The sequence below is a fragment of the Pseudomonas sp. MYb193 genome, assembly GCF_002966775.1.
Lineage (GTDB): Bacteria > Pseudomonadota > Gammaproteobacteria > Pseudomonadales > Pseudomonadaceae > Aquipseudomonas > Aquipseudomonas paracarnis.
The window spans coordinates 5,193,872-5,218,029 of record NZ_CP023269.1; the positions used below are offsets into that span (position 1 = coordinate 5,193,872).

A 24,158-nucleotide genomic window follows, 5' to 3' on the forward strand; every position below is an offset into this window, starting at 1 on the left:
AAATTCGACAGATACTTGCAGCGAGTGTTCGCCTGCAAACGATGCAGCTTTATACCAGAACCAACCCCTCAAACGAAAAAACGCGGCCTAAGCCGCGTTTTCCCTTGATGCGTACGACTTAGTTCTTGGCTTTGTCGACGATCTTGTTGGCACCGATCCACGGCATCATGGAGCGCAGTTGCTCGCCGATGACTTCGATACCGTGAGCGGCGTTGTTACGACGCTTGGCGGTCATCGAAGGGTAGCCGGTAGCGCCTTCGCTGATGAACATTTTGGCGTATTCGCCGTCCTGAATACGTTTCAGGGCGTTGCGCATGGCTTGGCGGGACTCGGCGTTGATCACTTCAGGGCCGGTCACGTACTCGCCGTATTCGGCGTTGTTGGAGATCGAGTAGTTCATGTTGGCGATGCCGCCTTCGTACATGAGGTCAACGATCAGCTTCAGTTCATGCAGGCATTCGAAGTAGGCCATTTCCGGCGCGTAGCCAGCTTCAACCAGGGTTTCGAAACCAGCTTTTACCAGCTCAACGGTACCGCCGCACAGAACGGCTTGCTCACCGAACAGGTCGGTTTCGGTCTCGTCCTTGAAGGTGGTTTCGATGATGCCGGTACGACCGCCACCCACGCCAGCAGCGTAGGACAGTGCAACGTTCTTGGCATTGCCCGACGCATCCTGGTAGATCGCGATCAGGTCAGGGATACCGCCGCCTTTGACGAACTCGGAACGCACAGTGTGGCCCGGTGCTTTCGGCGCGATCATGATCACGTCGAGGTCAGCGCGTGGCACAACCTGGTTGTAGTGAATCGCGAAGCCGTGGGAAAAGGCCAGGGTGGCGCCCTTCTTGATGTTCGGCTCGATTTCGTTCTTGTACAGCGAAGACTGGAACTCGTCCGGGGTCAGAATCATGACCAGGTCGGCAGCCGCGACAGCAGAAGCAACGTCAGTCACTTTCAGGCCATGGGCTTCAGCCTTGGCGACAGTGGCCGAGCCTTTACGCAGGCCAACAGTCACGTCCACGCCGGAATCTTTCAGGTTGCACGCTTGGGCGTGGCCCTGGGAACCGTAGCCGATGATGGCGACTTTCTTGCCCTGGATGATCGACAGGTCACAATCTTTATCGTAATAAACTTTCATGAGGTTCCTCTATATATCCAGGCCGTAAGGCCATTCGCTAATTGGGTTAGATGCTGAGTACTTTGTCGCCACGGGCAATCCCGGTGACACCACTGCGTACGGTTTCCAGAATCGAGGCCGTCCCGATCGACTGGATGAAGCTATCCAGTTTGTCGCTGGTACCGGTCAGTTGAACGGTATAAACGCTGGCGCTCACATCGACGATCTGCCCGCGATAAATATCGGTAGTGCGTTTGATCTCGGCGCGTTGGGCACCCGTGGCCTTGACCTTGACCAGCATCAGTTCGCGCTCGATGTGAGCGCTTTCCGACAGGTCGACCAGCTTGACCACTTCGATCAGCTTGTTGAGGTTCTTGGTGATCTGCTCGATCACCTCATCGTGGCCTACGGTGGTCAACGTCAGGCGCGACAGGGTCGGGTCTTCGGTCGGGGCCACGGTCAGGCTTTCGATGTTGTAGTTGCGTTGCGAAAACAGGCCGACAACACGAGACAGAGCGCCGGGTTCGTTCTCCAGAAGCAGGGAGATAATATGCCGCATGATTAAGTACGCTCCGTCTTGTTCAGCCACATGTCGCGCATAGAGCCGTCTTTGATCTGCATCGGGTAGACGTGCTCGCTGGTATCCACCTGAATATCGATGAACACCAGGCGGTCCTTCATGGCGAACGCTTCTTCCATCTTCGGCTTCAGATCTTTCAAATCAGTGATGCGAATGCCGACGTGGCCATAGGCTTCAACCAACTTGATGAAGTCCGGCAACGATTCCATGTAGGAATGGGAGTGACGGCTACCGTAGCTCATGTCCTGCCATTGACGAACCATGCCGAGCACGCCGTTGTTCAAGCAAACGATCTTCACTGGAAGACCGTATTGCAGGCACGTCGACAGTTCCTGGATGTTCATCTGGATGCTGCCTTCGCCAGTGACGCAAGCAACGTCGGCATCCGGGAAACTCAGTTTCACACCCATGGCCGCAGGGAAACCAAAGCCCATCGTGCCCAGGCCACCGGAGTTGATCCAGCGGTTAGGTTTGTCGAACTTGTAGTACTGCGCCGCGAACATCTGGTGCTGGCCCACGTCGGAGGTCACAAAGGCGTCGCCCTTGGTCACTTCGCACAGGGTTTCGATCACGGTTTGTGGCTTGATGATGCTGCCGTCGCCCTTGTCATAAGGGAACAGGCCGCGATCACCGCGCCATTCGTCGATCTGCTTCCACCAGCTGGCAACGGACTCCTTGTTCGGCGTTTCGCCGATGTCCTTGAGTGCAGCGACCATTTCGGTCAGTACACTTTCTACAGGCCCCACGATTGGCACATCGGCCTTGATGGTTTTGGAGATGGACGCCGGGTCGATGTCGATGTGGATGATCTTGGCATTCGGGCAGAATTTGCTCGCGCCGTTGATCACTCGGTCATCGAACCGCGCGCCCACGGCCAGGATCACATCGGCGTGGTGCATGGTGAGGTTGGCGGTGTAGCTGCCGTGCATACCGAGCATGCCGACAAACTGACGGTCCGAACCCGGGAATGCGCCGAGGCCCATCAGGGTGTTGGTCACCGGCAGGTTGAGCAGCTTGGCCAGCTCGGTGAGTGGCGCGGAACCGCCGCCCAGAATCACGCCACCGCCGGAGTACAACACGGGGCGCTTGGCCGCCAGGAGCATTTCTGCCGCCTTGCGGATCTGCCCCGAGTGCCCACGGACGGCCGGACTGTAGGAACGCAGCTTGGCTTTCTTGGGGAAAACGTATTCGAATTTTTCGGCCGGGTTGGTCATGTCTTTCGGGATATCGACCACCACAGGGCCCGGGCGACCGGACTGTGCGAGGTAGAACGCCTTTTTCATGACTTCCGGGATTTCCGACGCGTGCTTGATCATGAAGCTGTGTTTCACGATCGGCCGGGAAATACCGATCATGTCGGTTTCCTGGAAAGCGTCGGTGCCGACCATGGTGCTAGGCACCTGGCCAGAGATGATCACCATCGGGATGGAGTCCATATACGCAGTCGCGATGCCGGTAATGGCATTGGTTGCGCCTGGGCCGGACGTTACCAGTACCACGCCGGCTTTACCGGTGGCACGGGCGTAACCGTCAGCCATATGGGTCGCGGCCTGTTCGTGGCGAACCAGGATGTGGGTAACAGCCGGTTCCTTGAACAGTGCGTCGTAGACATGCAGCAGAGCACCACCTGGGTACCCGTAGATATAGTCGACGCCTTCGTCACGCAAAAAGCGGACGAGCATCTCACCGCCAGATAAAAGCTCCACGTTGTTCACCTCTAAAACGCCAGAATACCGTCCGTTAAAAAACCGACGGGTCTTAATAGGTTTACTTCTCAACAGAGCATGAGCGACGGTGGTCGCCGACTACGTCAGCACTGACTGAGCAAGTATTGGGATCGTCCCAAGTGTTGCGGGCTTTTCCCACCCAGCGCGAGGTAACGCGTTGCGGGTGTTACAGGTCGGCGCGGATGTGCGCCTCATGATCTGCTGAGCGGGCCTGCTTCTGGCAGTCCCGATACAGCGGACTTTGGATTCTTCTGTTTCACGCCCTTCAAGTCAAGCAATAATTGCGCTTTTTTCCAACTAAGCGCATGAGAACGCAGAAGAAAGGGCTTTGAGGAGGGATAAAACTCGCCTGAATGTCGTCAAGCGGTAGAAATGTGCGCAAGACTGCCGGAAAAACCGGCAGTCAGGCAATTAACGAGCGTCGGCGATCAATTGATCGAACTTTTTCAGCGCGTTACGCAAGCCGAGGCTCTCCCGCGGCCGGTCGGCGTAGACCATCTCGGCCATTTCCAGGATCCCCGACGCATTCGGCAAGGGCAGGTCCTGTTCCAGGATCTGCTTCATACGCGCGAGGAAGATCCACTGCAGCCACTGGTGGAAGTCCAGAGTATCGACAGAAAAGGGTTCGACACTGCTGAGGGCTTCAACACTGGGGGATACTTCATCCCACCAGCCCTGCACGCGCAGTTCGCGCTCGATCAGCAATAACTGCTCGGCAATCGCGGGAAAACGCGCATCCATCAGAGGCTGACCTTGGCTTTTTGCCGCGCCTGGGCGGCACCCGCTGCATCGCCCTGGGCGGCACGCGCATCCCCGATCAAGGCCCACAGGCTGGCTTGCAGGTCTGGGCGCCCATTGGCCAGGCTCAGGCCACGGCGAGCGAATTGCTCCGCCTGGGGCGCATCGCCCTGGGCCATGCGCACCTGGGCCAGGCGATAGAGCACTTGTGGCTCACGCGGCGCCACGCGCTGGGCACGTTCAAGGCTCGACGAGGCGCCATTCAAATCGCCACCCGCCTGCTGCTGCTGAGCGGTGGTGAGCAACGCCAGCACCGGGCCATCGAGTTGTTCGTCCGCCGATAACCCGCCCGCATTGGACGATGGCGGAATACCGCTCGGCGTCGAAGGCATGTTGTAGGTGCCCTGGTTGACCGGCGCAGTTTGAATCGGCGTGGAGTTCACCGGCCCGGAAGTGCTCGGGCCTGGCGTCCATGGCTCGGCACTGATAGGCGCCGAGGTTGCAGCCCCACTGCCGGGCACCATCACTACGACGCCGGAATCCTGGGGAATTGCCTGGGTTGCAGCCTGGGCAGGCCGTTTGACCACGGTCTGACGGAAGCCGCCATTGGCCGAAATGCGGTCGTTGTTGGAGACGGACGTGCTCGCGTCCACCACGGGTATAGAGCCGCGCTGCACGCTGGAGCAACCGCCGAGCAAAGCCAGAGCCGCAATCGCTGGAATCCACAACTTGTTCACTTGAAACCCTCTTTGCTTAATTCATCCAGCCCTTGACCCAATCCATCACCGAATCCGCGTCAGCAGGGGCACTGCCACCGCACGCAGGGCCGGGTGGTGGTTCGCTGCCGCGAATATACGGCATCTGCACCGCGCCCGGACAGTTGGCATCGGAGCCTTGGCCGGTGTGCGGATCAATCCAGGCCTGCACAATATTGTCCGGCTGCGGCATGTTGAGCGGTAACGGATCAGCCTTGCGCATGAAACTGGTCCATACCTGCAGCGCGCCGGTGGCACCGGTGAACGGCGTCTTGCCATTGTCGTCGCGCCCCAGCCATACCACGGCCAGTACATCCTGGCCGAAACCTGCGAACCAGCTGTCGCGGGAGTCGTTACTGGTACCGGTCTTGCCCGCCAGGGTCAGGTTCGACGGCAGCACGCTGTAGACCGAACGCCCCGTACCCTCGCGCATCACGCGCTGCATGGCGTTCTGGATCAGGTAGATGGAGCCCGCGTCGAAGCGCTGCTGAATCTGGAACGGGTAACGCTTGAGCGGTTCGCCATCGGCGGTCAGCACACTGCGAATACCGCGCATCGGCGTATTGAAGCCACCATTGGCCAGGGTCTGGTACATGGTGGTCACTTCCATCGGCGTCATGGCCGCAGCGCCCAGGAGCATGGACGGAAACGCCGGGAATTCACGCTCGACTCCCAGTCGCGCCAGAGTCTTCAGCACGTTCGGCACACCCACTTCAAGCCCCAGACGCGAGGTCGAGATGTTGTAGGAATGCGCCAATCCTTGATACAGGAACACCGTGCCATGGGAACGGCGGTCGAAGTTCTTGGGCGTCCATACCTGGCCATCCGCGCCTTTGATCGACAGAGGGTCATCGGACAGCCAACTGGTCAGCGTGTACTTGCTGGGTTTTTCCAGTGCTGTGAGATAAACCGCAGGCTTGACCAGCGAGCCAATCGGCCGCACGGCATCCAGTGCGCGGTTGAAGCCGGCGAAACTGGCCTGGCGGCTGCCGATCATGGCCTGGACCTCCCCGGTTTCCGGGTTGGTCACAACCATTGCGGCCTCGACTTCATCCGAGCCCTTACGGCCAGTCAGGCGCTTGAAGGTGTCGTTGACCGACGCTTCGGCCTTCATCTGCAAGATGGGGTCGAAGCTAGTGAAGATCCGCAGCCCCTCTTCGGTCAAGTCTTCGTCGCGGTAGTCTTCGCGCAGTTGGCGCTTGACCAGGTCGATAAAGCCCGGGAATGAGCTATCCGCCAGCTTGCCGCGGGTTGTCACACCCAGTGGCATTTTCTTGGCAGCGGCCACTTGCTCAGCGGTGGCGACACCCTGCTGCTCCAATACATCGAGCACCAGGTTGCGCCGTTCAAGCGCACGCTCCGGGTTGCGGCGCGGGTTGTAATAGGACGGCCCCTTGACCATCCCCACCAGCAACGCGACCTGATGCAATTTCAACTCAGACAACGGCTGCCCGAAGAAGAACTGGCTGGCCAGGCCAAAACCGTGCACGGCGCGCTGGCCATCCTGACCGACGAATACCTCGTTGAGGTAAGCCTCGAGGATTTCCTGCTTGCTGTAATGCAGCTCCAGCAACATCGCCATCATGGCTTCGGTGAGTTTACGGGTCAGGCTGCGTTCGTTGGTCAGGTAGAAGTTCTTGACCAGTTGCTGCGTCAGCGTACTGCCGCCCTGGGTCATCTTGCCGCCGGAGGTGTTGACCCAGATAGCACGGGCGATCGACTTCGGCGACACACCCCAGTGGCTATAGAAATCGCGGTCTTCGACAGCGACCAGGGTTTCCAGCAGATACGGCGGCACCTGATCGAGCTTGATCAGGATGCGATCTTCAAGATTCTTCGGATAAATACCGCCGATCAGCAACGGTTCAAGACGCACCACCGGCAGCTTGGAGCCATTGAGCGACGACAGCTCAGCCACATAGTCGCCAGAGAAACGCACGCGCACCGGCTGGGCTTTTTCCAGGCCTTCGTAGAACTGGAAGCCACGGGTGTTCAGGTCGACGGTATTACCGCTGACCGCCGCAGCGCCAGGGCCATTGCTCACGGGTTCGCGGCGGTAGCCCAGCGCATCGAGCTCGGTAAGGAAGTCTTCCTTGCTCAGCTTCTGGCCAGAGAACAGCTCCAGCGGGCGTGCATACACCTTGGCCGGAATCGTCCAGCGCTTGCCGGAGAATTTTTCCTGCACCACGGCATCGAGGTACACCGCAAGGCCGGCGACCGCCACAAGGCCCACCAGGCCAAGCTTGATCACCCAGCCCAGCCAAGGGCGCGGGCCGCGGGAAGGAGGTTTTTTACGGGAACGGGGAGATCGGGTTCGAGTCATGGCGGCGGATTATACGCACTTTATTGATGATCAACATGAGCCGGACAGCGGTTTGCACGACTGGCATCAGCAGCCATAATGCCCCCCATGATTTTCCCCAGACTTTGAAGGATCGCCCGTGAGCCAGACCCTGATCGCTGCCCTGCAAAACCCGGCCTTGTACCCTCATCCGGTTGAAGCGTTTCAAGTCATCGAGACCCATATTTCCTGGGTGATACTGACGGGGCCCTACGCTTATAAGCTGAAGAAACCGATGAACTTCGGCTTCCTGGACTTCACCCACCTGGATGATCGTGGACATTTCTGCCGCGAGGAACTGCGCCTCAACCAGCGCCTGACCGAAGATTTGTATCTTGAAGTGTTGCCGATTACCGGCACTGCCGAGGCGCCGCAACTGGGTGGCGACGGCCCGGCCATCGAGTACGCGCTGAAAATGCGCCAGTTCCCGCAAAGCCAGATGCTCAGCACCCTACAAGCCAACGGCGAACTGACCAGCGCGCACATCGATGAGATGGCCAAGCAGATCGCCCAGTTCCACCTCAACGCCCCCAAAGTCCCGCAAGATCACCCCGCCGGCACGCCGGAAGAGGTGATGGCTCCGGTACGCCAGAACTTTGACCAGATCCGCCCGTTCCTCAGCGACAAGGCCGACCTGACTCAGTTGGAGGCTCTGCAAGCCTGGGCTGAAAGCAGCTTCGAACGCCTCAAGCCTTTGCTTGCGCAGCGCAAGCTCGATGGCTATACCCGCGAATGCCACGGCGACATTCACCTGGGCAACGCCACGCTGATCGATGGCCGCGTGGTGATCTTCGACTGCATCGAGTTCAACGAGCCTTTCCGCTTTACCGACGTGTACGCCGACACCGCTTTTTTGGCGATGGACCTGGAAGATCGCGGCCTGAAATGCCTGGCACGGCGCTTCATAAGCCAGTACCTGGAATTGACCGGAGACTACCAGGGCCTGGAACTCCTGAACTTCTATAAAGCCTACCGTGCATTGGTGCGCGCCAAGGTTGCGCTGTTCAGCATGCCGAGCGAAGCCAACCCGGTGCAACGCGCTAACACCCTGCGCCAGTACCGCAACTACGCCAACCTGGCGGAAAGCTACAGCACCATCCCCTCGCGCTTCCTGGCAATCACCCATGGCGTTTCAGCGGTGGGCAAGAGCCATGTGGCCATGCGCCTGGTCGAAGCCCTGGGCGCGGTGCGCCTGCGTTCGGATGTAGAGCGCAAGCGCCTGTTTGGCGAACAACAGGTAGAGAACAGCCTGCAGGCCGGTATCTACAATCAGGACGCCAGCGCTGCCACCTACACACGTCTGAACGAGATTGCCGACACCGTGCTGCGCGCCGGCTACCCGGTGGTGCTGGATGCCACTTTCCTGAAACGCGCACAGCGTGACGCCGCCGCCCAGGTTGCCGAAGCCACTGGCGCGCCGTTCCTGATCCTCGACTGCAACGCCCCGCAAGCCGTTATCACCAGTTGGCTGGCACAACGTCAGGCGGATAAAAACGATCCGTCTGACGCCACACTGGCCGTTATCGAAGAACAACAAGCCAGTCGTGATCCGCTGACTGCCGAGGAGCTGCTGCTCAGCAAGCGTGTGGAGACCAATGAAAGCGGGACGCTCGACGCGTTGGTCGGGCATATCCGTCAGCACTTGCCGGGCCTGTAAGAAATATTTCTTGGTCGCGTCGTCGTCTTCGGCGCGCGACCCAGCGATAGTGGCACTATACTGGCTCCATAACGCCAGCCAGAGTCGCGATCATGAGTCAGCCAAAGCTTCTTGATACCCCGCTCTACGCCCTTCTGCACAAGGACGACATTCGCGGCTTCAACCAGGAGCGCCCTGAAAACGGCACGATCGACATGCGCGGTGGCGACTTTCGAGGGCTGGACCTGCGCGACCTGAACGCCACCGGTATTGACTTCACCGACGCCTATTTTCGCTCTGCCGACCTGCGCGGCCTGGACTTGCGTGGCTGCTCACTGGAAGGCGCCAGCCTGGCCCATGCGCAGATTTCGGGGGCTTATTTCCCGCCCGAACTCACGGCTGACGAAATACTCATGTCGGTCAATTTCGGTACTCGCCTGCGCTACCGCACCAAGTAACCCCACACACCGAGTTCCGGCCAGCCCCCCTGCCTGCCGGGCACTTTGCGCCTGCCTGCGAGCAAGCGCCGTCGCGCCATCCTTATAAGCTTTTCAGCCCTTTCTGACCAAAGAACCACGCTTTTCCTACTGAGCGCTACACTCATTTTCAGGCTGCCTGGTCACGACACCCACCGCACCATTCGGCCAACGCAAGGAGGCTTGATGAACGATGAGCTGCAACACCTGAAAAACCTTGGCAAGACGTCAGCACAGTGGCTGCATGCGGTGGGCATCCACAGCGCGTCCGACTTGCGTCGGCTAGGGGCGGTCGATGCCTACCGAGCCGTGCGCACGCGCGGGTTTCGAGCTTCGAAGGTTCTGCTGTATGCCATTGAAGGGGCATTGATGGATGTGCACTGGAACGACATACCCACGGAGCGCAAGGAGGCATTGAACCGTCAGTTGGAAGCGATCTCAGTGCATCAGAAGAACTAGAGTGGCGCTCAAACCCAGTGTTGATGGGCATTACAAACGTGCGTTTGAGAAAACTGGATGACGCAGAAAAACAAATGTTGACTCTCAAATGAGAATCGTTATGATTATCACAACTGGTCGCGAGATCAGCCGATAACTGAAAGACCATTGGTTCGGACTCTCAGATTATCTCCTCATCAGGCTAATCACGGTTATTTGACCCGGCTCTTGCCGGGTCTTTTTTTGCCCGCGAATTAACCGGCCTTAACGCGCAATGATCAACGGATGCCCACGCTCCGGATGCGGCTGTACCAATACATCCAGACCGAATACAGCCTTCAGTGGCTCTGGTTGCAGGACTTTAGAGGGCGTATCCAACGCGTGGGGGCGGCCGTTTTCCAGCAACAGGATCCGGTCGCAGTAGCGCGCCGCCAGGTTCAAGTCATGCAGGATGACCAGCACCGCAGCGCCTCTGTCGGCAAAATGTCGGATAGCTTGCAAGGTAGTGTGTTGGTGCAGAGGGTCGAGCATTGATGTGGGCTCATCCAGCAGCAACGTCTGCCCTGCCTCACCCGGCCATAACTGCGCCAATACCCGTGCCAGGTGCACACGCTGCCGCTCGCCACCCGACAAAGCCAGGTAACTGCGGCCACTCAGGTGGCCTACATCAGCAGCCTGCAGCGCGGCGTTGATGATTTCGTCGTCGCGCACTCGCCCGGTCTGATGAGGCAAGCGGCCCATGCCCACCACTTCTTCGACACGAAAGGCAAAGTCCAGGGTGGAGGATTGCGGCAGCACCGCCAGGCGCTGGGCACGCTGCACACCGGTCATGTGCTTGAGCACCTGCTGATCCAGCCAGACCTTGCCCTGATCCGGCTGCAACTCCCCGCACAGCGCCCCAAGCAAGGTACTTTTGCCGGCGCCATTGGGGCCCAGCACGCCCAGCACTTCGCCCGGCAATAGGTCCAAAGTGACATCGGCCAGCACAGTCTTACCACCGCGCCGGATCTGCAACGCTTCTACCCGCAACATCAGGCGCGCCCTCGTAACAATAAATAGAGGAAAAACGGCGCACCGATAAACGCAGTGACAATACCGATTGGCAGTTCCGCCGGCGCCAACGCCAGGCGCGCCACCAGGTCCGCAAACAACAGCAGGCTCGCGCCCGCCAACACCGAGGCCGGTAACAATACCCGATGATCCGGCCCCGCCAGCAGCCGCACCAGATGTGGTACCACCAAACCGACAAAACCAATCATGCCCGCCGCTGCCACTGCGGCGCCGACGCCCAGGGCCGTGCAGAAAACCAACTCGCGCTTGAGCCCTTCAACATCAATACCCAGATGGTTGGCCTCGGACTCCCCCAACAGCAGCGCGTTCAGCGCCTTGGCCCGGCGCGGCAGCCATAGCGCCACGCCCGCACTCACCAGCAGCAAGGGCCACAACCGCGAATAACTTGCGCCATTGAGGCTGCCCAGGTTCCAGAACGTCAGGGTGCGCAAGGTGGCATCGTCTGCCAGATAGGTAAACAGGCCCACGGTTGAACTGGCCAGGGCCGTCAGCGCGATACCGGCAAGCAACATCGTCGCGACATTGGTCTGGCCATTGCGACGCCCCAGGCGATAGACCAGTGCCGTGACGCCCAGGCCACCGAGAAATGCGCACAGCGACAACAGATACGGCCCGAAGGCATCCGGCAGCCCGCCAAAGAACGAACCACCGACAATCGCCACCGCCGCACCCAGCGCTGCGCCGCTGGACACGCCGACCAAGCCAGGGTCGGCCAGCGGGTTGCGGAACAACCCCTGCATCGCCACGCCCGACAACGCCAGCACACCGCCGACCGCCAGCCCCAACAGGGTTCGCGGCAGGCGAATCTGCCCCAGGATCAACTCGGCCTGCTCCAACCCCTGGGCCTCAATCGGTACGCCCATCAGCCTTAACGCAGCCCTGAGCGTGTCCACTAACGGCAGGCTGACGGGCCCCAGTGCCAATGAGAGCCAGATCGCCAATACACACAGCAGCGACAGCCCGATAAACAGCGTTTTTGGCTTAACCAGAGTGGTCATGGAGCAGGCTTAGGCTGGGACGGATAAAAACCGGCAGACAGTTTCTCCAGGCTTTGCGGCAGTCGGGGCCCAAGGCCGCCTACCAGCAAGGTCGGATCCAGTTCGAAGACACGGCCACTCTTGGCTGCCGGCGTAGAGGCAAGGATCGGATTTTCCTTGAACAAGGCTGCGCGCGCCGCGTCACCGGTCAAGGCGCGATCGGCAAATACCAGCACCTCAGGGCTCAACCCCGCCAGCGATTCGACGGAAAACGGCTTGTAGCCCACATGCGTGGCGAGATTACGCCCCCCAGCCTGCTGCAACATCCAGTCAGCAGCCGTGTCCTTACCCGCGATCAGCGGCTTGCCACCGGCATGGCCGAGCAGCAACAGCACGCCTGGAGCTTTTTGTGTGGCCTGGGCCTTGGCCACCCAATTTTTTTGCTGTGCCAGCGCCTGCTCATACCCGGCAAACAAGGCATTAGCCTGGGCCTCACTGCCGAGCAGTTTCCCCAAGTGTGCAAGGTTGCCTTTGAGCGTGGGCAAATCCGGCTGGGCCGAGAACATATCCACCTGCACCCCGGCACTGCGAATCTGCGCCAGCACCGGCGGTGGCCCCATTTCCTCCGTGCCCACAAGGATTTGCGGGCGCAGGCTGAGAATGCCTTCGGCCGACAACTGCCGCTGGTAACCAATGCTTGGCAAGGCCTTGAGCGAGGCGGGATGCTGACTGGTGGTATCCACTCCCACCAACTTCGATTCACCGCCCAGGGCCGTCACCCACTCCGACAGCGCCCCACCGGCACTCACCCAGCGTTGCGGCAGTTCAGAGGCGTGCGCCCCAGGGTTGACCAGCAGTGAGGCAACAAGCGCAATAGCGCTGGTACTCAGGCGCATAACAGGGTTTCCTTCCTAGGGCAGGGCCACTCAAGCACTCATTGATGTGACAGATAACCCCTGCCAGGCATCGTATTGAGCACCCAGTCAACTGACGGGCGAAGCGGGCATTTGATAATTGTTTGCATTTGAACGTCAAGGCACTTAAGGATTGAAATGAAGTTTCTCTGCACCTCAGGCGACCTCGCCCCCAACAGCAGCCGCGGTTTTGATATCGATGGCAACAGGCTGTTGGCGGTGCGTCGGGACGGCATTGCGTACTTCTATCTCAACCGCTGCCCCCATCGTGGCATCCCGCTGGAATGGCAACCTGATCGCTTCCTCGACGACAGCGCCAGCCTGATCCAATGCGCCACCCATGGCGCATTGTTTCTGATTGAAAGCGGCGAGTGCATCGCCGGGCCCTGCGCAGGCCAACACCTCACTGCCCTGCCCGGCCGTGAAGACGAACAGGGATTGTGGGTCGACCTCTAGTCGCCCAGCAGCACCTTCAGCCGACGCTCGACGTAAATCTCCTGAGGCGTGACGCGTACGCCGTAGGCCAGCACCTCCACACCTGCGGCCTTGGCCTCACGTAGCGCCGCCGCATAACCGGCGTCGATTTCCACCGCCGGGCGCACCGCGTCGATCCCCGACAGGTTCACGCAATACAGCTGCACCGCCCGTATACCGTCGCGCGCCAGGTGGGCCAGCTCACGCAAGTGCTTGGCACCGCGCTGCGTCACCGCATCGGGGAAAGCCGCTACCGAGCTGCCATCAAAGCCCAGGGTGACGCTTTTGACCTCGACAAACGCAGCGCCCTGGGGGTAATCCAGGCGAAAGTCGATGCGGCTTTTCTCCTGGCCATAAGGCACCTCACGCTTCAACGCAGTAAAGCCGTTGAGCTCAGTGATCACACCGGCCAGCAAGGCTTCTTCCACCAACTGGTTGGCACGCGCGGTGTTGACGCACGCCAGCCGGCCCTGGGGCGTTTCGGCAATTTCCCACGTGCCCGGCAGCTTGCGCTTGGGATCCGTAGAACGGCTGAACCAGACCTGGCCACCTTCGACCATGCAGTTGAGCATCGAACCGGTGTTAGGGCAGTGAATGGTGAGCAACTCGCCGGTAACGGTTTCGATATCGGTGAGAAAGCGCTTGTAGCGGCGGATCAGCCGCCCTTCTTCAAGAGGAGGATTAAAACGCATCAGGCTTGCCAACTCCGCAAACCACGGGCAATCCGCTCCACCGCTTCTTGCAGCCGATCGAGGTTTTGCGTGTAGGCAAAACGCACATGGTGCCCCGCCTGGTAGCGGCCGAAATCCAACCCGGGCGTAAAGGCCACATGCTCGGTTTCGAGGAAATGACGGCAAAACGCGAAGGCATCGCCGCCGAACGCGCTGATATCGGCATACAGATAAAAGGCTCCTTCGGGCTCCACGGCGATACCGAACCCCAGCTCACGCAGAGCCGGCAGCAGGAAGTCACGGCGGCGACCAAATTCGGCACGGCGCTGCTCCAGAATCTCCAGGGTTTGCGGGGTGAAACAAGCCAAGGCGGCATGTTGGGCCATGCTTGGCGCACTGATGTAGAGGTTCTGGGCCAATTTTTCCAGTTCACCCACCGCCTCAGGGGGCGCCACCAGCCAACCGAGGCGCCAGCCGGTCATGCCGAAATACTTCGAAAAACTATTCAGGACAAAGGCGTCATCATCAACTTCCAGCACGCTGGCGGCGTCGGTGCCGTAGGTGAGGCCGTGATAAATCTCGTCGACCACCAAGTGACCGTTGCGCGCCTTGATGGCGCCCGACAGCCCAGCCAACTCGTCCCGGGTGAGGATCGTGCCGGTGGGGTTGGCGGGCGATGCCACCAGCGCGCCGACACTGTCCTGGTCCCAATGCCTGGCCACCAGATCGGCGGTCAACTGGTAGCGTACGTCTGGGCCGACCGGCACCAACTGCGCCGCGCCTTCCACAAGGCGCAGGAAGTGTCGGTTGCAGGGGTAGCCTGGGTCCGCAAGCAGCCAGTGCTTACCCGGATCCACCAGCAAACTGCTGGCCAGCAATAACGCGCCGGAGCCACCGGGGGTGATCAGAATGCGCTGCGGGTCGATGCTCAAACCGTAGCGTTGCTGGTAGAAGCCACTGATGGCTTCGCGCAACTCGGGCAAGCCGCGGGCGGCGGTGTAGCGCGTCTTACCGTTTGCCAACGCCGCTTGGCCGGCCTGGATGATCGGTTCGGCGGTGGTGAAGTCCGGCTCGCCGATTTCCAGGTGGATCACGTCGTGACCGGCGGCCTGCAGCTCATTGGCACGCGCCAGTAACGCCATGACATGAAAAGGTTCGATGGCGCGACTACGCGCACTGTAGGGCTGAGCCATTAGCCTTCCTTAGACGGTGAGGACAAAACCTGGATTCTACCGAACCCTCACGGTAAAACATGCTCTATTGCCTGATTGGGGCTGCAAGTGCACCCTGCGCGCGCTCGTAAAACAGCTAAAATCAACATTCGAGGCGATACATACCCAGTCATGGCGGGCTGCTGCAGTTTGCAACCCCTTTGCCTTGGGCCTCGACAACCGGGAGTAGCGCACCCTGAATCTATCTGGTAAGTTCGCCCGCTTGCAGCCGCAGGGCCGGCAGGTGTCGGTGACGTTGCAATCCTGCGCAATGGATTAGAAGAGTGAGAGGCGGTCTATTCATGTCCACCCAAGCAAAGCAACAGCAGACTCAAGGCCTCGGCGGCTTCGAACCCTATGTCGAAAAAAAGGGCGAGGAGTACATGGGCGAGCCCATGCGCGAGCACTTCACCAAGATCCTCAACAAGTGGAAACAGGACTTGATGCAGGAAGTCGACCGTACGGTTGACCATATGAAGGATGAAGCGGCCAACTTCCCTGACCCGGCCGATCGCGCCAGCCAGGAAGAAGAGTTCGCCCTCGAACTGCGCGCCCGCGATCGCGAGCGCAAGTTGATCAAGAAGATCGACAAGACCCTGCAACTGATCAAAGACGAAGAATACGGCTGGTGTGAATCCTGCGGCGTCGAAATCGGTATTCGCCGACTGGAAGCCCGTCCAACCGCGGACCTGTGCGTAGACTGCAAGACCTTGGCTGAAATCAAGGAAAAACAGGTCGGCAAGTAACTTTGCCGAGTTGAACGAATGGAGCGTGCGAACGCTCCATTTTTGTTTCTGGCGTTTACCGGTTATGCAGTAGTATCCGGCCCATGACAGCCTCTACCTATATTGGGCGTTTCGCCCCCACACCCAGCGGCCATTTGCACTTCGGCTCCCTGGTTGCCGCCCTCGCCTCCTACCTCGATGCACGCGCCCACCACGGCCGTTGGTTGATGCGCATGGAAGACCTTGACCCTCCCCGTGAAGAGCCCGGCGCTCAGGCGGCGATCCTGCATGCGCTGGAAAGCTACGGCTTTGAATGGGATGGCGAACTGCTTCGCCAGAGCGAGCGGCATGATGCCTACGCTAAAGTGCTCAACGACCTCTTCAACCACGGCCTGGCCTACGCCTGCACCTGCTCGCGCAAGCAATTGGAGCCCTACAACGGGATTTACCCAGGCTTGTGCCGCAATGCCGGCCACGAACAGCAGGATGCCGCGATCCGCCTGCGCGTGCCCGAGTTGGAATATCACTTTGTCGACCGCGTCCAGGGCGAGTTCCGGCAACATCTGGGTCGCGATGCCGGCGACTTCATCATTCGTCGGCGCGATGGCCTCTACGCCTACCAACTGGCGGTGGTGCTCGACGACGCCTGGCAAGGTGTAACCGATATCGTACGCGGCGCCGACCTGCTCGACTCCACGCCGCGCCAGCTTTACTTGCAAGAACTGCTCGGCCTGCGCCAACCCCGCTACTTGCACGTGCCGCTGATCGTGCAGCCAGACGGCAACAAGCTGGGCAAGTCCTACCGCTCTCCACCGTTGACAGCCGACCAGGCCACGCCTTTGCTGCTCAGAGCACTGCGTGCCCTTGGCCAACAGCCCGACGCGCAGTTGCAGTACGCCAGCCCACGAGAACTGCTGGATTGGGGCATCGCACACTGGGACGCCACCCGCATCCCGCGCACACTGACCCTGGCCGAAGCGCAATTGAGTTGAAGGCGCTTGCAGGTTGCCCATCATCCGTTAACATCGCGGCAGATTTTTAATCAGAGGCCAACATGTACATCTATCGTTTGGTCCTGCTGCTGGTCGTCGGGATCTACCTGTTCTCCCCCGCCATCATGGATTGGTGGATCGACGCCACGGGCGCCTGGTATCGCCCTTATCTGCTATGGCTGATCCTGATCGTCGTGACCTTCATCCTGCAGAGCCAAAAAGATGCCGATGAGCTTTAGTCTCACCCAGATGCTGCTGATCAGCGCCGCCTACCTGGCTGCGTTATTCGGCGTGGCCTGGATCAGTGAGCGCGGAATGATTCCGCGGGCGATCATTCGCCATCCGTTGACCTACACCTTGTCCCTGGGCGTCTACGCCAGTGCCTGGGCGTTCTACGGCACGGTGGGGCTGGCCTATCAGTACGGCTACGGCTTTCTCTCCAGTTACCTGGGGGTGTCCGGCGCGTTCCTGCTGGCGCCGGTGCTGCTGTATCCGATCCTGAAAATCACCCGGACTTACCAACTGTCCTCCCTGGCAGACCTGTTTGCCTTTCGCTTTCGCAGCACCTGGGCCGGCGCGCTGACCACGATCTTCATGTTGATCGGCGTGCTGCCGTTGCTGGCCCTGCAGATCCAGGCGGTGGCCGACTCCATCAGCATCCTGACCCGCGAGCCCGTGCAACATCGGGTTGCCCTGGCGTTCTGCGCGCTGATCACCTTGTTCACCATCTTCTTTGGCTCTCGCCATATCGCCACCCGTGAGAAACACCAGGGCCTGGTGTTTGCGATTGCCTTTGAGTCGGTCATCAAGCTGATCGCCATCGGCGGCGTCGGCCTTTATGCGCTTTACGGCGTGTTCGACGGGCCGCAACAGTTGGAGCTGTGGCTGCTGCAAAACCAGACCGCCCTCGCCGCCTTGCATACGCCCTTGCAGGAGGGACCATGGCGTACGCTGCTGCTGGTGTTCTTCGCCTCGGCGATCGTGATGCCGCACATGTACCACATGACCTTCACCGAGAACCTCAACCCGCGCTCGCTGGTCAGCGCCAGCTGGGGCTTGCCGCTGTTCCTGTTGCTGATGAGCCTGGCGGTGCCGCTGATCCTGTGGGCCGGCCTGAAACTGGGGGCCACCACCAACCCTGAGTATTTCACCCTGGGCATCGGTATTGCCGCCAACAGCCCGGCTCTGGCGCTGCTGGCCTATGTCGGGGGGTTGTCGGCCGCCAGCGGGTTGATCATCGTCACCACGCTGGCACTCTCGGGCATGGCGCTCAACCACTTGGTACTGCCGCTGTACCAGCCGCCGGCTGAGGGTAATATCTACCGTTGGTTGAAATGGACCCGACGCGCGCTGATCGTCGCGATCATCATGGCCGGCTACGCGTTTTATCTGCTGCTGGGCGCCGGGCAAGACCTGGCCAACCTCGGCATCGTCGCGTTTGTCGCCACCTTGCAGTTCCTGCCGGGCGTGTTGTCGGTGCTGTACTGGCCGACCGCCAATCGCCGTGGCTTTATTGCCGGGCTGCTGGCCGGGATCCTGGTGTGGACCGTGACCATGCTGCTACCGCTGGTCGGCAACTTGCAGGGCTTCTATATCCCGTTGCTGAACATGATTTACGTGCTGGACGACACCAGTTGGCACATGGCTGCCATCGCCTCGCTGGCCGCCAACGTACTGATGTTTACCCTGATCTCGCTGTTCACCAACGCCAGCGCCGAAGAAACCAGCGCCGCCGAAGCCTGCGCGGTGGATAACGTGCGCCGCCCGCAACGCCGCGAACTGCATGCGGCCTCGCCCCAGGAGTTCGCCACACAACTGGCCAAGCCCCTGGGTGCCAAGGCCGCACAAAAGGAAGTTGAACAGGCGCTGCGCGACCTCTACCTGCCATTTGACGAGCGCCGCCCCTATGCCCTGCGCCGCCTGCGTGACCGTATCGAAGCCAACCTGTCCGGGTTGATGGGGCCGAGCGTGTCCCAGGACATGGTGGAAACCTTCTTGCCCTACAAGGCCGGTGGCGAAAACTACGTTACCGAAGACATCCACTTCATCGAAAGCCGGCTGGAGGATTACCACTCGCGCCTCACGGGCCTGGCGGCCGAACTCGATGCCCTGCGCCGTTACCACCGCCAGACTCTGCAGGAACTGCCGATGGGCGTGTGTTCCCTGGCCAAGGACCAGGAAATCCTGATGTGGAACAAGGCCATGGAAGAACTCACCGGCATCGCCGCCCAGCGGGTGGTGGGTTCGCGCCTCAATACCCTGGGCGATCCCTGGAAAGAGCTGCTGCAGGGTTTCATCAACCTGCCGGACGAGCACTTGCACAAACAGCACTTGGCCCTCGACGGCCAGACCCGCTGGCTCAACTTGCACAAAGCGGCCATCGACGAACCTCTGGCGCCGGGTAACAGCGGCCTGGTGCTGCTGGTAGAGGATTTGACCGATACACAGATGCTCGAAGACAAGCTGGTGCACTCCGAACGCCTGGCCAGCATTGGGCGCCTGGCGGCCGGCGTGGCTCATGAAATCGGTAACCCGATCACCGGTATCGCCTGCCTGGCGCAAAACCTGCGGGAAGAGCGTGAAGAAGACGGGGAAATCACCGAAATCAGCGGGCAAATCCTTGAACAGACCAAGCGGGTTTCACGCATCGTCCAGTCGTTGATGAGCTTTGCCCACTCCGGCGCCCATCAGAATCAGGACGAAGCGGTGTGCCTGGCCGAAGTGGCCCAGGATGCCATTGGGCTGTTGGCCTTGAACCGGCGCAATTTCGAAGTACAGTTCTTTAACCTGTGCGACCCGGACCATTGGGTCGATGGCGACTCACAACGCCTGGCCCAGGTGCTGATCAACCTGCTGTCCAACGCCCGCGACGCGTCGCCGGCCGGCAGTGCTGTACGCGTCAAGAGCGAGGCTTTCGAGCACACGGTCGACCTGATCGTGGAAGACGAAGGCAGCGGCATCCCGCAGAACATCATGGACCGATTGTTCGAACCCTTCTTCACCACCAAGGACCCCGGTGAAGGTACCGGTCTGGGCCTTGCACTGGTCTATTCCATCGTTGAAGAGCATTATGGACAAATCACCATCGACAGCCCGGCTGACACACAAAGCCAACGCGGCACCCGTATCCGGGTGACCTTGCCGCGTCATGTCGAAGCGACGTCCGCTGTGAACTGAGACCGTCGAGAGAATTGAATCAATGCCGCACATTTTGATCGTCGAAGACGAAACCATTATCCGCTCTGCCTTGCGTCGCCTGCTTGAACGTAATCAGTACCAGGTCAGCGAAGCCGGCTCGGTGCAGGAAGCCCAAGAGCGATTCAGCATTCCCACGTTCGACCTGATTGTCAGTGACCTGCGCCTGCCAGGCGCCCCGGGCACCGAGCTGATCAAGCTGGGCCAGGGCACCCCGGTGCTGATCATGACCAGCTACGCCAGCCTGCGCTCGGCGGTGGACTCGATGAAGATGGGCGCGGTGGATTACATCGCCAAGCCTTTCGATCACGACGAGATGCTCCAGGCCGTGGCCCGCATCCTGCGTGACCGTGTGTCGGCCAGCAGCGCGCCTGCCGAGCCACGCCCCACCGGCAAGACCAGCGGCGCCGAAAAACCAGGTGCCAACAACAGCAATGGCGAGATCGGCATTATCGGCTCCTGCCCTCCGATGCAGGACTTGTACAGCAAGATCCGCAAGGTGGCGCCGACTGACTCCAATGTATTGATCCAGGGCGAGTCGGGCACCGGCAAAGAGCTGGTGGCCCGCGCCCTGCACAACCTGTCCAAGCGCGCCAAGGCGCCGATGATCTCGGTGAACTGCGCGGCGATCCCCGAATCCCTGATCGAGTCCGAGCTGTTCGGCCACGAGAAAGGTGCGTTCACCGGTGCGAGCGCCGGTCGTGCGGGCCTGGTGGAGGCCGCGGACGGCGGCACCTTGTTCCTTGATGAAATTGGCGAGTTGCCCCTGGAAGCACAGGCGCGTTTGCTGCGCGTGCTGCAGGAAGGCGAAATTCGCCGGGTCGGCTCGGTGCAATCGCAGAAGGTCGATGTTCGATTGATCGCGGCGACACACCGAGACCTGAAGAGCCTGGCCAAGATCGGCCAGTTCCGTGAGGACTTGTATTACCGCCTGCATGTCATCGCGCTCAAACTGCCGGCCCTGCGCGAGCGTGGCGCCGACGTCAACGAAATCGCCAACGCGTTCCTGTTGCGCCAAGGCGCACGCATTGACCGCACCGACCTGAAGTTTGCCGCGGACGCCGAACAGGCGATCCGTCACTACTCGTGGCCAGGGAACGTGCGTGAGCTGGAGAACGCCGTCGAGCGCGCCGTGATTCTGTCGGAGAGCCCGGAGATCTCGGCCGAGTTGCTGGGCATCGACATTGAGCTCAGCGACCTGGATGACGACGACTTCATTGGCCTGGCCCCGCAGCAGGGCGGCGGTAGCAATACCAGCCATGAGCCGACGGAAGATTTGTCACTGGAAGACTACTTCCAGCACTTCGTGCTCGAGCATCAGGACCATATGACCGAGACAGAGCTGGCACGCAAGCTGGGCGTGAGTCGCAAATGCCTGTGGGAACGGCGTCAGCGCCTGGGCATTCCGCGGCGCAAGACCGGGGTGGCCAGCGAAAGCTGAGGGTGCAGCCCCACAGGTAACACCTGCTGATGTGAAAAAACTGTTACCGCTGACTTTTCACGTAACAAAAGCCGGGGCTTACGGTAACGAAGCCCCGGCTTTTTTTTGGCCCTCAATCTGGCCAAACCAGCCCAACCCCCCGGTTTTGCTGGACGGCGCAAAAGTTGGCACGCACCCTGCTATATGCTTAGTACAAAAACAATAACAAGCTTTGTACAAGACAATAAAAATAAGACGAATCGACTCACGCATAACAAAAACAACACGGCGGAGGCGCAGCTAACTGATTCTTTTGGAGAGGCGTTGCATTTGGGGCTTGCCCCGCAACCAGGCCGAGAACAACAAAAACTGCCCTAAGGCAGAGCCTGAACTGGTTGGATCGTAGATCAGCAACACAGCGACCAAAGCAATCCGTTTGCTCTTGGCTCCCGATTGGGAGTGTCATGAAGGTGAAGCTTCGTGGCGAGGGCGATCAACAAAAACAAGAAGCCCGACATCAATAATAAAAATAGAGCACGCAACTACTTCTGGGGGAGCTTCGGCTCCCCTTGTAGTTTCCGGGATTTGACCTGCAAACGCTTATGGCGCAATGCCTTTAGCTTGTTCCTACACCATCCCCTGACTAAATGCTAGAATCCCCGCCCATCATGCGGTCATTCTTCGTTATGGCCGAACATTCCTTCAAACAGTGCATCCCATGCTGAAGAAGTTGTTCCAGTCATTCCGTTCTCCCTTGCGTCGAACGCAACACAAACGCAGCACGCCTGAAGTGCTCAATAGCAGCCAGCATTCGCTGCAGCGCGCTCAATTCAGCCGTTATGCAGTGAACATCGTCGAACGTTTGCAGAACGCCGGTTACCAGGCCTACCTGGTGGGTGGTTGCGTACGCGACATGCTGCTCAATATCACGCCCAAGGATTTCGACGTCGCCACCAGCGCCACGCCTGAACAAGTGCGCGCCGAGTTTCGTAATGCACGAATCATCGGTCGGCGCTTCAAGCTGGTGCATATCCACTTTGGTCGCGAAATCATCGAGGTCGCGACCTTCCGCGCCGGTCACCCGCAAAACGATGAAGAGGAGGACACTAACCAGTCTTCCCGTAACGAAAGCGGGCGCATCCTGCGCGATAACGTCTATGGCACCCTGGAAGAGGACGCGCAACGTCGCGACTTCACCATCAACGCCTTGTATTACGACCCGGTCAGCGAGCGCATCCTCGATTACGCCAACGGCATACACGACATTCGCAACAACCTGATCCGGCTGATCGGCGACCCGACGCAGCGCTACCAGGAAGACCCGGTGCGCATGCTGCGTGCCGTGCGATTCGCCGCCAAGCTCAACTTCGGCATCGAAAAACACACCGCCGCGCCGATTCGCGAACTGGCGCCGATGCTGCGGGAAATCCCCTCGGCACGCCTGTTTGAAGAAGTGCTCAAGCTGTTCCTTTCGGGCTACGCCGCCGACACCTTTGAAATGCTGGTGGACCTGCAGTTGTTCGACCCCCTGTTCCCGGCCAGCGCCGAGGCCTTGGAGTACAACCCGACGTACACCCACACCTTGATCAGCGAAGCCTTGATCAACACCGACCTGCGCATCAAGCAGAACAAACCGGTGACCCCGGCATTCCTGTTTGCCGCCTTGTTGTGGCCGGCCCTGCCCAAACGCGTACTGCGCCTGCAGGACCGTGGCATGCCGCCGATCCCAGCCATGCAGGAAGCGGCTCACGAGCTGATCGCCGAACAGTGCCAACGCATCGCCATCCCCAAACGTTTCACCATGCCGATCCGCGAAATCTGGGACATGCAGGAGCGCCTGCCACGCCGCAGCGGCAAACGCGCCGATCTGTTGCTGGACAACCCGCGTTTCCGTGCCGGCTACGACTTCCTGCTGCTACGTGAAAGCGCGGGCGAGCAGACCGATGGCCTGGGCGAATGGTGGACCGATTATCAGGACGCCAATGACAGCCAGCGCCGCGAAATGATTCGTGAGCTGGGCAGCAAAGGCGATAGCGCCGGCGAAGGGCCGAAAAAGCGTCGCCGTAGCGGCACCAAGCGTAAACGCAGCAGTGCCGATGCGTCGGGCGCTGCGGGCGAATAAACGTGGAACGTATCTACATCGGCATGGGCAGCAACCTGGCTGCCCCGCAACAACAATTGCGCAGCGCGGTCGAGGCGCTGGCGCAACTGCCTGGCACCCACCTCGCCGGTGTGTCCGCCTTCTATCAAAGCGACTCGTTGCTGCCAGGCCAACCGCGCTACACCAACGCGGTTGCGGCGCTGGACAGTCACCTGGCGCCATTGGACCTGCTTGATGCGCTGCAAGCCATCGAGAACGATCAGGGCCGCGAACGCCTGGAACGCTGGGGCCCGCGCACCTTGGACCTGGATATCCTGCTGTTCGGTGATCGCCTGATCGACGAGCCGCGCCTCAAGGTGCCGCACTACCAGATGCATCTGCGCGCGTTTGTGCTGTATCCGTTGGCTGAGTTGGCGCCTGCCGACCTGCAGCTACCTGACGGCCAGCGTTTGAGCGACCTGCTCACCGCCTGCCCGTTCGTCGGCCTGGAACGCCTCACTCAAGAATGACTCGGTCAATGTGGGAGCTGGCTTGCCTGCGATGCTAGCGACACGGTGTATCAGCCACACCGAGGTGATGCCATCGCAGGCAAGCCAGCTCCC

Annotated in this window: 22 protein-coding genes; 11 read left to right on the forward strand and 11 right to left on the reverse strand. The window is 60.2% G+C overall.

What is annotated here, in order from left to right; translation table 11 throughout:
• Positions 1 to 118: 118 nt before the first annotated feature.
• The 6 genes from ilvC to mrcB form a co-directional block, all read right to left on the reverse strand.
• Complete coding sequence (gene ilvC / locus CLM72_RS23770) at positions 119 to 1,135, reverse strand: ketol-acid reductoisomerase (RefSeq protein WP_003194132.1); 1,017 nt, start codon at positions 1,133 to 1,135, stop codon at positions 119 to 121.
• A 46-nt stretch (positions 1,136 to 1,181) separates the two neighbouring features.
• A complete protein-coding gene (gene ilvN / locus CLM72_RS23775; protein WP_003176102.1) occupies positions 1,182 to 1,673 on the reverse strand; it encodes an acetolactate synthase small subunit in 492 nt (163 codons plus the stop codon).
• Positions 1,674 to 1,675: 2 nt separating this feature from the next.
• Positions 1,676 to 3,400, reverse strand: coding sequence for an acetolactate synthase 3 large subunit (locus CLM72_RS23780; RefSeq protein WP_014719928.1), 1,725 nt, complete (start codon positions 3,398 to 3,400; stop codon positions 1,676 to 1,678).
• A 432-nt stretch (positions 3,401 to 3,832) separates the two neighbouring features.
• Positions 3,833 to 4,162, reverse strand: coding sequence for a YqcC family protein (locus tag CLM72_RS23785; protein WP_057975454.1), 330 nt, complete (start codon positions 4,160 to 4,162; stop codon positions 3,833 to 3,835).
• On the reverse strand, positions 4,162 to 4,896 hold the full coding sequence (locus tag CLM72_RS23790) for a M48 family metallopeptidase (protein WP_105228480.1): 735 nt from the start codon (positions 4,894 to 4,896) through the stop codon (positions 4,162 to 4,164). Before CLM72_RS23790 ends, CLM72_RS23785 begins: the two co-directional genes overlap by 1 nt.
• Before the next feature lie 16 nt (positions 4,897 to 4,912).
• On the reverse strand, positions 4,913 to 7,237 hold the full coding sequence (mrcB, locus tag CLM72_RS23795) for a penicillin-binding protein 1B (RefSeq protein ID WP_105228482.1): 2,325 nt from the start codon (positions 7,235 to 7,237) through the stop codon (positions 4,913 to 4,915).
• 118 nt (positions 7,238 to 7,355) lie between these two features.
• Between mrcB and CLM72_RS23800 the strand changes: the two genes are divergently transcribed.
• The 3 genes from CLM72_RS23800 (at position 7,356) to CLM72_RS23810 (ending at position 9,826) form a co-directional block, all read left to right on the forward strand.
• Positions 7,356 to 8,912: a bifunctional aminoglycoside phosphotransferase/ATP-binding protein gene (locus tag CLM72_RS23800; protein WP_105228484.1), complete on the forward strand. Its 1,557-nt coding sequence runs from the start codon at positions 7,356 to 7,358 to the stop codon at positions 8,910 to 8,912.
• 92 nt (positions 8,913 to 9,004) lie between these two features.
• Positions 9,005 to 9,349 (forward strand): pentapeptide repeat-containing protein, encoded by a 345-nt coding sequence (locus CLM72_RS23805; RefSeq protein WP_105228486.1) that lies wholly within the window; start codon positions 9,005 to 9,007, stop codon positions 9,347 to 9,349.
• Between the two features lie 204 nt (positions 9,350 to 9,553).
• Positions 9,554 to 9,826: a TfoX/Sxy family protein gene (locus tag CLM72_RS23810; RefSeq protein ID WP_003194139.1), complete on the forward strand. Its 273-nt coding sequence runs from the start codon at positions 9,554 to 9,556 to the stop codon at positions 9,824 to 9,826.
• Between the two features lie 243 nt (positions 9,827 to 10,069).
• Here the strand turns inward: CLM72_RS23810 and CLM72_RS23815 are convergent, their stop codons facing one another.
• From CLM72_RS23815 to CLM72_RS23825, 3 genes are read right to left on the reverse strand one after another with little or no spacing between them, the layout of a single operon-like run.
• Complete coding sequence (locus CLM72_RS23815; protein WP_105228488.1) at positions 10,070 to 10,837, reverse strand: heme ABC transporter ATP-binding protein; 768 nt, start codon at positions 10,835 to 10,837, stop codon at positions 10,070 to 10,072.
• Positions 10,837 to 11,874, reverse strand: coding sequence for an iron ABC transporter permease (locus CLM72_RS23820; protein WP_105228490.1), 1,038 nt, complete (start codon positions 11,872 to 11,874; stop codon positions 10,837 to 10,839). The genes CLM72_RS23815 and CLM72_RS23820 overlap by 1 nt, the downstream gene beginning before the upstream one ends.
• Complete coding sequence (locus tag CLM72_RS23825; protein ID WP_105228492.1) at positions 11,871 to 12,749, reverse strand: hemin ABC transporter substrate-binding protein; 879 nt, start codon at positions 12,747 to 12,749, stop codon at positions 11,871 to 11,873. Before CLM72_RS23825 ends, CLM72_RS23820 begins: the two co-directional genes overlap by 4 nt.
• Positions 12,750 to 12,905: 156 nt before the next feature.
• Between CLM72_RS23825 and CLM72_RS23830 the strand changes: the two genes are divergently transcribed.
• The gene (locus CLM72_RS23830) at positions 12,906 to 13,223 is read left to right on the forward strand and encodes a Rieske (2Fe-2S) protein (protein ID WP_105228494.1); all 318 of its coding nucleotides are present in this window, start codon (positions 12,906 to 12,908) and stop codon (positions 13,221 to 13,223) included.
• Here CLM72_RS23830 and sfsA read toward each other — a convergent pair.
• Both sfsA and CLM72_RS23840 read right to left on the reverse strand, forming a co-directional pair.
• Complete coding sequence (sfsA, locus tag CLM72_RS23835; protein WP_014719939.1) at positions 13,220 to 13,933, reverse strand: DNA/RNA nuclease SfsA; 714 nt, start codon at positions 13,931 to 13,933, stop codon at positions 13,220 to 13,222. The two genes, CLM72_RS23830 and sfsA, sit on opposite strands and share 4 nt — an antisense overlap.
• Positions 13,933 to 15,105: a pyridoxal phosphate-dependent aminotransferase gene (locus CLM72_RS23840; RefSeq protein ID WP_105228496.1), complete on the reverse strand. Its 1,173-nt coding sequence runs from the start codon at positions 15,103 to 15,105 to the stop codon at positions 13,933 to 13,935. The genes sfsA and CLM72_RS23840 overlap by 1 nt, the downstream gene beginning before the upstream one ends.
• A gap of 320 nt (positions 15,106 to 15,425) precedes the next feature.
• Here CLM72_RS23840 and dksA point away from each other — a divergent pair, with 320 nt between their 5' ends.
• The 7 genes from dksA to folK all read left to right on the forward strand — a co-directional run bounded on the left by dksA (position 15,426) and on the right by folK (position 24,065).
• Positions 15,426 to 15,869, forward strand: coding sequence for an RNA polymerase-binding protein DksA (dksA, locus tag CLM72_RS23845; protein WP_003194150.1), 444 nt, complete (start codon positions 15,426 to 15,428; stop codon positions 15,867 to 15,869).
• Between the two features lie 83 nt (positions 15,870 to 15,952).
• Positions 15,953 to 16,840: a tRNA glutamyl-Q(34) synthetase GluQRS gene (gene gluQRS / locus CLM72_RS23850; protein ID WP_105228498.1), complete on the forward strand. Its 888-nt coding sequence runs from the start codon at positions 15,953 to 15,955 to the stop codon at positions 16,838 to 16,840.
• Positions 16,841 to 16,902: 62 nt separating this feature from the next.
• Positions 16,903 to 17,079: a hypothetical protein gene (locus CLM72_RS23855; protein ID WP_003176118.1), complete on the forward strand. Its 177-nt coding sequence runs from the start codon at positions 16,903 to 16,905 to the stop codon at positions 17,077 to 17,079.
• A complete protein-coding gene (locus CLM72_RS23860; RefSeq protein WP_003194154.1) occupies positions 17,063 to 20,017 on the forward strand; it encodes a sensor histidine kinase in 2,955 nt (984 codons plus the stop codon). Before CLM72_RS23855 ends, CLM72_RS23860 begins: the two co-directional genes overlap by 17 nt.
• A 22-nt stretch (positions 20,018 to 20,039) precedes the next feature.
• The gene (locus CLM72_RS23865) at positions 20,040 to 21,476 is read left to right on the forward strand and encodes a sigma-54 dependent transcriptional regulator (RefSeq protein WP_014719942.1); all 1,437 of its coding nucleotides are present in this window, start codon (positions 20,040 to 20,042) and stop codon (positions 21,474 to 21,476) included.
• A gap of 697 nt (positions 21,477 to 22,173) precedes the next feature.
• Complete coding sequence (locus CLM72_RS23870) at positions 22,174 to 23,577, forward strand: polynucleotide adenylyltransferase PcnB (RefSeq protein WP_105228500.1); 1,404 nt, start codon at positions 22,174 to 22,176, stop codon at positions 23,575 to 23,577.
• 2 nt (positions 23,578 to 23,579) lie between these two features.
• Positions 23,580 to 24,065, forward strand: coding sequence for a 2-amino-4-hydroxy-6-hydroxymethyldihydropteridine diphosphokinase (folK, locus tag CLM72_RS23875; RefSeq protein ID WP_105228502.1), 486 nt, complete (start codon positions 23,580 to 23,582; stop codon positions 24,063 to 24,065).
• The last annotated feature ends 93 nt before the right edge of the window (positions 24,066 to 24,158 follow it).

Bases quoted from the DNA above. Each gene is read 5' to 3' on its own strand.
- ilvC (WP_003194132.1), bottom strand. From the start codon at position 1,135: ATGAAAGTTTATTACGATAAAGATTGTGACCTGTCGATCATCCAGGGC.
- ilvN (WP_003176102.1), bottom strand. From the start codon at position 1,673: ATGCGGCATATTATCTCCCTGCTTCTGGAGAACGAACCCGGCGCTCTG.
- CLM72_RS23785 (WP_057975454.1), bottom strand. From the start codon at position 4,162: ATGGATGCGCGTTTTCCCGCGATTGCCGAGCAGTTATTGCTGATCGAG.
- mrcB (WP_105228482.1), bottom strand. From the start codon at position 7,237: ATGACTCGAACCCGATCTCCCCGTTCCCGTAAAAAACCTCCTTCCCGC.
- CLM72_RS23805 (WP_105228486.1), top strand. From the start codon at position 9,005: ATGAGTCAGCCAAAGCTTCTTGATACCCCGCTCTACGCCCTTCTGCAC.
- CLM72_RS23810 (WP_003194139.1), top strand. From the start codon at position 9,554: ATGAACGATGAGCTGCAACACCTGAAAAACCTTGGCAAGACGTCAGCA.
- CLM72_RS23815 (WP_105228488.1), bottom strand. From the start codon at position 10,837: ATGTTGCGGGTAGAAGCGTTGCAGATCCGGCGCGGTGGTAAGACTGTG.
- CLM72_RS23820 (WP_105228490.1), bottom strand. From the start codon at position 11,874: ATGACCACTCTGGTTAAGCCAAAAACGCTGTTTATCGGGCTGTCGCTG.
- CLM72_RS23825 (WP_105228492.1), bottom strand. From the start codon at position 12,749: ATGCGCCTGAGTACCAGCGCTATTGCGCTTGTTGCCTCACTGCTGGTC.
- CLM72_RS23830 (WP_105228494.1), top strand. From the start codon at position 12,906: ATGAAGTTTCTCTGCACCTCAGGCGACCTCGCCCCCAACAGCAGCCGC.
- sfsA (WP_014719939.1), bottom strand. From the start codon at position 13,933: ATGCGTTTTAATCCTCCTCTTGAAGAAGGGCGGCTGATCCGCCGCTAC.
- CLM72_RS23840 (WP_105228496.1), bottom strand. From the start codon at position 15,105: ATGGCTCAGCCCTACAGTGCGCGTAGTCGCGCCATCGAACCTTTTCAT.
- dksA (WP_003194150.1), top strand. From the start codon at position 15,426: ATGTCCACCCAAGCAAAGCAACAGCAGACTCAAGGCCTCGGCGGCTTC.
- gluQRS (WP_105228498.1), top strand. From the start codon at position 15,953: ATGACAGCCTCTACCTATATTGGGCGTTTCGCCCCCACACCCAGCGGC.
- CLM72_RS23855 (WP_003176118.1), top strand. From the start codon at position 16,903: ATGTACATCTATCGTTTGGTCCTGCTGCTGGTCGTCGGGATCTACCTG.
- CLM72_RS23860 (WP_003194154.1), top strand. From the start codon at position 17,063: ATGCCGATGAGCTTTAGTCTCACCCAGATGCTGCTGATCAGCGCCGCC.
- CLM72_RS23865 (WP_014719942.1), top strand. From the start codon at position 20,040: ATGCCGCACATTTTGATCGTCGAAGACGAAACCATTATCCGCTCTGCC.
- CLM72_RS23870 (WP_105228500.1), top strand. From the start codon at position 22,174: ATGCTGAAGAAGTTGTTCCAGTCATTCCGTTCTCCCTTGCGTCGAACG.